The organism is Protofrankia sp. CiP1_Cm_nod3 (assembly GCF_982290655.1).
This window is the reverse complement of sequence record NZ_CEVIVD010000131.1, coordinates 8,784-14,294: the sequence shown is the minus strand read 5'-3', so window position 1 is coordinate 14,294 and position 5,511 is coordinate 8,784. Positions and strand designations below refer to the sequence as shown.

Annotated in this window: 5 protein-coding genes; 4 read left to right on the top strand and 1 reads right to left on the bottom strand. The window is 64.6% G+C overall.

From position 1 onward, the window contains the following. On the top strand, positions 1-930 hold a 930-nt coding region (locus tag AC5LUJ_RS19500; RefSeq protein ID WP_493465453.1), incomplete at its 5' end, for an IS66 family transposase. Positions 931-982: 52 nt separating this feature from the next. Beyond that, positions 983-1,894, top strand: coding sequence for a DUF4238 domain-containing protein (locus tag AC5LUJ_RS19495; RefSeq protein WP_493465452.1), 912 nt, complete (start codon positions 983-985; stop codon positions 1,892-1,894). A gap of 27 nt (positions 1,895-1,921) precedes the next feature. Here AC5LUJ_RS19495 and AC5LUJ_RS19490 read toward each other — a convergent pair whose 3' ends face one another. After that, the gene (locus AC5LUJ_RS19490; protein ID WP_493465451.1) at positions 1,922-3,025 is read right to left on the bottom strand and encodes a hypothetical protein; all 1,104 of its coding nucleotides are present in this window, start codon (positions 3,023-3,025) and stop codon (positions 1,922-1,924) included. 322 nt (positions 3,026-3,347) lie between these two features. On the opposite strand from AC5LUJ_RS19490, the gene AC5LUJ_RS19485 reads away from it, so the two are divergent. Continuing rightward, a complete protein-coding gene (locus AC5LUJ_RS19485; protein WP_493465450.1) occupies positions 3,348-3,590 on the top strand; it encodes a helix-turn-helix domain-containing protein in 243 nt (80 codons plus the stop codon). 59 nt (positions 3,591-3,649) lie between these two features. Beyond that, positions 3,650-5,511 (top strand): hypothetical protein (locus tag AC5LUJ_RS19480; protein ID WP_493465449.1); only part of this gene is annotated, 1,862 nt, incomplete at its 3' end.

Sequence of the window (5,511 nt, the reverse complement as noted above, 5' to 3'; positions counted from 1 at the left end):
GTCGCGCTGTACTTCCTGGTCCGCCAGCACCTCCCGGTCGAACGGACCCAGGAGGGGATCGTCGAGCTGTGTGGGGTGGAGGTCTCGACCGGCTGGCTGCATTCGCTGCTGGCGCTGGGCGCGGACGCGGTCGCCGAGGCGGTCGACGCGATCGAACAGCGGATCGCGTCCGAGAAGGTCGTCGGGTTCGACGAGACGCCGCTGAAGGTCGGCCCGAAGGGCGAGAAACGCTACGTGCTCTCCGCGTCGACGCTGCTGTTCACGCTGTTCATGCTGGGACGGCGGGACAAGGCCAGCTTCCGGCTGTTCCTGCTCGGCCGGATGCTCGGGGTCGTCGTCCACGACCGTTACGCCCTCTACGACTGCGAGGAGTTCGTCGGCTTCCTCCACCAGTTGTGCGTCAGCCACTTGCTGCGCGACATCCAGGACGCCGTCGAGACCTACCCGGACCAGGTGTGGCCGGTCCAGCTTCAGGAGGCGCTACGCGGCCTGGTCCACCAGGCCAACCTCGCCCGCGCGGCCGGGCTGGGCGAGGTCCCCGCCGAACTGCGCGACCCGCTGATCGCCGAGTACCGCGGCGCGGTCCGCGTCGGCCTCCGGGACATCCCCGCGGCCGGGAAGGGTGCGAAGCAGCCGGTCGGGCGCTGCCTGCTCGAGTGCCTGCGTGACCGGCAGCCCGACGTGCTCCGGTTCGTCTTCGATCTCGACGTGTGGCCGACGAACAATGCGAGCGAGCGCGACCTACGGCCGTTCAGGACGCAGCAGAAGATCAGCGGTCGGCTCACCTCCGAGGCCGCGACTGCCTGCCGCCTCCAGATCGCCAGCTACCTGTCCACCGCCCGCAAGCACGGCATGTCCGCGATGCACGCGCTGCGCCTCGCGTTCCACGGCACGCCCTGGATGCCGCCACCCGTCGCCGTGCCCGCCTGACCGAACCGCCCACCTGATCCAGCCGCGCCGACCACCGGCGCGGCCCGCCGCCATGCCCGAACCACCACCTACAGCAAGATCTTCAAACCAGCTGAATGTTTACCTGGAGCGGTTCAACGTCAAGTACCCGCGTTCGGCACCGAAACGTACCGGTCCCGATAGCCGCGCAGTAAAGACGAACTTTCTAACCTACTCCACGGCCACGGCTGAGCAACTCTGGAAAGTCGTTGAAAACCAACTGCCCGCGACCCTGAAAGCAGCCGACAACGGAACAGCACTAGCCAGCCCCGAGCGTGTGGCCCTGATCCTGAACATCGTCGCCTTACATGCCGCACGGAACCAACGGTATATGGCGATCCACGAGGAAACGACTCAGGAGGTTTTTGCGCAGTCTCGTTCCCGCGCGTTGACCGACCCTCGGTACGTCGCCGCACTGTCACGGGAGTTCTTCCGGCGATACAACCTATTTCCGGCTGGCCCATCCGCTCTCCGCGAGATTCATGAAGAGTTCCTGCGCCAATGGGAGGCCGAGCAAGGGCCGGCAATGCAGGCTCGACTCCAAGTCCAGATCAAGTTCATCCAATACTGCATGTGGTTGCCGTTTGCGAGCCTCCAACTGCTACGGCCGGGGCGAGGCGAGTTCCTGATCGGCGACTCGCCGATTATCTTCCACGACGAGCGAAGCCGCCTTTACGGCGCCGTATGGGAATTCGGCCAAAGTAGTGCGACGCACATGCTGCTGCCACTTGGACCTGAACTACAAGCCCGGTTGACGCTCGACGGCCAGAGTCAGCTCTCTGAAGGTACCGCGGACGAAAGCGGCGTACATGCGTTTAACGAGATGCAAGTCGCTACCGCCCTCGGCAACGTCTTCTTCCGGCGTCACAGCGGGCTGCTGGAATTCGTGCGGGATGTGTTACGAATACGGTCTGGTGCTGGTGGGCTCGGCCAGATACGGGCATGACACGTCAGCGCACGGGGCCGCGCATAGTCAGTGGTGGGCCGCCAGCTCCCACTCCAGCACCCAGGCGAAGGCCACACTGCTCTTCGGGAAAACCCACCCGTCGTAGCGGACGCCGGCGGATGGCGGATCGGTGCCCTCCGGGCTGCGGGAGACGCGCGTCGGGTGCGAGCCGGCGATGAAGTCCAGGACGCTGACGTACCGGATGTCACACCCGCCGTAGGTCAGGTCGACCTCGATGCCTTTGGTCGGAGCGGCGACATCGAGGTAGGGCAAGTGTCCGTGCTGTTTGACCAGCACCCGGTAAGTGTAGGAAATCGCTGCCGTGCGTTCGACGTCAGCCGGACGCCCCAAGCTCACGGTAAAGGACTGTGCGCCGGAGCGTTTGCTCCGGCGGATCGGCCGCGGCCGATCGTCAACGGTGAACTGGAGTAGCTCGAACACCTCGGGTGAAGCGGCATCCAACCCTCCGACCGGCTGGAAGTACCAGGCTCTCGTGCCGCCCGGGTCCTCGGCCAAGTCCCGGTACTCGGCCATGTCGGACACGCATTCGAAGCGCACCACCGGTTGCACGCCTTGGGCGGTGTACTCACGCCGCACGGTGGCCACGAACATGGAGCCCTCGCCAGTCGCCGATCCCTTGTCCCATGGCGCAAGGCTGACGGTGATCCGTTCGTCCTCGTGGCGCTCGCGGGTACGGAGCAACTGGGCTTGTATATCCGCGTACACATCCTCGGCGAGCGCCTGGTCGCCGAGCTGGATGGCGAGCGTGTTGCGGATCACGTGGTCAAGCGTCTCGGGTGACGCCACGTTGGTCAGCGCATCGGGTGCGAACGCGAACCCGTCGATCACGGCGTCGCGGATGGCGGGCGCCTCTTCCTTGAACACCTTGCGGAGGCGTTCGTTGGCCCGCTCGTCCGCGTCGCGTTCGTTGATGTACTCGAAGGCCACGACGATCAGGCCGCTACCGAAGAGCGTCGAACCGAGTTCGGACAGTGGGAGCCACGCCAGCCACGGCGCGACAGCCGCGAGGCTGGTCTGTTGACCCAAGATCAGCAACGCCACGCCGAGCGCCGTGAGGATCACGGCCAGGAGGGTGAGCTTGGTGCGGTAGAGGCGTTGGAGCGGGGTCATAGTTACAAGATCAGTTTATCACGGACTGATCTTGCTTGTCAGCACAGAAGGCGCGGCGCTCCGGGTGGACCCAGGGCACCGCGCCTTCGGCATACGGAACGGTCAGGTGCCTCCGCCGCCGCCCTCGCCTCCACGAAGCTTGGTCATCGCGATCACCTCCGCACACTCACGCTGCTGCGGCTCGGCCGGCAACGCTGGCGGCCCGCCCATCCCGACAGTCACCGGGACGAGACCCAGACTAGATGCGAAGTCATAGGACGTATATGCATGGGATGTATGCACTCTGGATACAGAGGCGCTAGACGTATGGGCTTGGGTCGACATGGCGACCCCACCGCTCTCACCAGCTGCCCAGACGTTCGGCGAACGGGTGCGTGCCCAGCGGCATGAGCTGGGCTTGAGCCAGGAGCAGCTGGCCGACGAGTGCGGGCTGCACTGGACCTTCGTGGGTCAGGTCGAGCGTGGCCGGCGGAACATCAGCTTGCACAACATCCTCAAGCTCGCCGGCGCACTGAAGATCGATCCGGGAGAGCTGGTGCGGGGGCTGCGGGCGCCGACGAGCTGATCGGTCAACGGGATAGGATCGATCACGACCATGCTCAGCCGGGCGCCTATCGTTGAACGGTGGATGATCTGACGGCAGCGCCGCCGCAGAACGAAGGGCCCAGTGCGACCCCCGAGGGGGCCGACAACGAGGCACAGCCGATGGCCGAGCGGGAACCGTATCGGCACGACCCCTCGATCGTTGACTACTTGGTCGCGTTGGCCGATGCAGCCTGCGAACCGCCCGGCGCCCGGCACGAGATCCAGCGTCGGATCGCCGGGCTGGCGCCAACCGTGGCACCGACCGTGGGCGCTACGGCGGTGCGGACGCTGTCAGAAACATTTGGCTACCGCATCCAGCTCGACCGTGGGAAGGCCGGGTCTCCAGACGCCGAACTGGAGCCACTGAACCAGCCGCGTGGCTTCTCCTGGCCGCCCGCGATACGTAGCGCCAGTGATGACGTACGTCAGCTCTGGGTATCGCTCTCTACGGAGGTCACGCATCCGGCCGCCCGCTCGCTGCTATTCGATCTTCGGTTCGCCGCAGGGCGTCTGGGTAACGGCCGGGACAACGCCGAGCAAGCCGTGCAGGCGCACCTGGAACTTGTCGACAGCGGACTCCACCGGCTGGATCAGTCGGTCGGCCTTGTGCGGGCGTGGACACTTTCCAGGAAGGTTGGACTCGCCGCTCTGGAAGTCGACGTCATCGAGGCCATGAAGCGCCTGATCACGAACGAACTCGCCACGGCTGAGGGCGAGACGGCAGGAGTTGTACTTCCGCTGCTGACGGCGCTTGCTCACTCGCCAGCACGCTCGACAGTTCGCGATCCTGATGTAGATCGCCTTCTCGACCTCGCGTTCGCCCGGTACCGGTCACGATCCTATCTGGCTACTCAAGTTGCGAATCTGGTGCGTTTATACGCAACGGACGATCAGCGCAAGGAGGCTGTCAATCGGGCCGAGGCAGAGGTGTACCTCTCGGCAGCCGAGGAGACCTCTGAGAATCTGCCGCGCATGGGCCTCCTCCAAGACGCGGCCGTCGTGGCGCGACGGCTCGGCGTGAAGGATATCGAAGATCGAGCGAGAGCCGCGATGCAGGCGATCCGCCCCGAAGACCTGGAATGGATTAGGCATCCGTTCTCCGTCAAACTCCCGCCGGACATCGTTGAGCAGCGGCTCCGGATCTTTGACGAAGCACCGGACTGGCGCCATGCGATCGGGATGTGGCTGGAGACCGACCCGCCAACCGGCCGCTTCTCCAACAATGAGCTAGCCGTACGGGAACGGCTAACCGACTCCGTGATCCGGAGAATATTGCCTACCGTGGTGTTTGGCACGCATGGCCTACCTCAGAGCACCATAGCCGCAGATGATGACTCCCAGCTTGGTCGCGAGATCGTCCATGGTGAGGAGATCAACGCGATGGTAGACGGCGGGATGCTTGCCTCCGCTTTGGAACGGATCTCGGCTACTTACGGTACGCCAACCCAGGCTGAGCTTGAGATCTTTTTCTCCGGCCAATTCGGCTGCGATCCGCGGCTCGGAAAGTCGCTTGCGACCGCCTTGCGGTTGTTCTGGATGGGTGAACTTGATGCCAGCGTTCACTTGGCCATTCCGAAGATCGAAGCCGCCGCTCGTGGCCTCTTGCTTCTGATCGACGAGCCGCTATACAACGTTGAGCAGGGGAAGTCGCCCGGCAAATTCCCACCGTTGGAGTTCCTGTTGCGAACACTAGAGGCTCAAGCTCTGGACCTCGATTGGGCGCGCTTCCTCGGCACTTTCCTAACTTTACGCGGGCGGAACTACCGCAACTTCGCAGCCCACGGCTTCATCCATGAGGTGTCACGAACGGATACCGCACTTACCTTGCGGGCACTTGGACTACTGACCCTGATAAACCCGATCGACGCATCTGCGCGGGATGCGGCCGTCGTGCGGCAGGC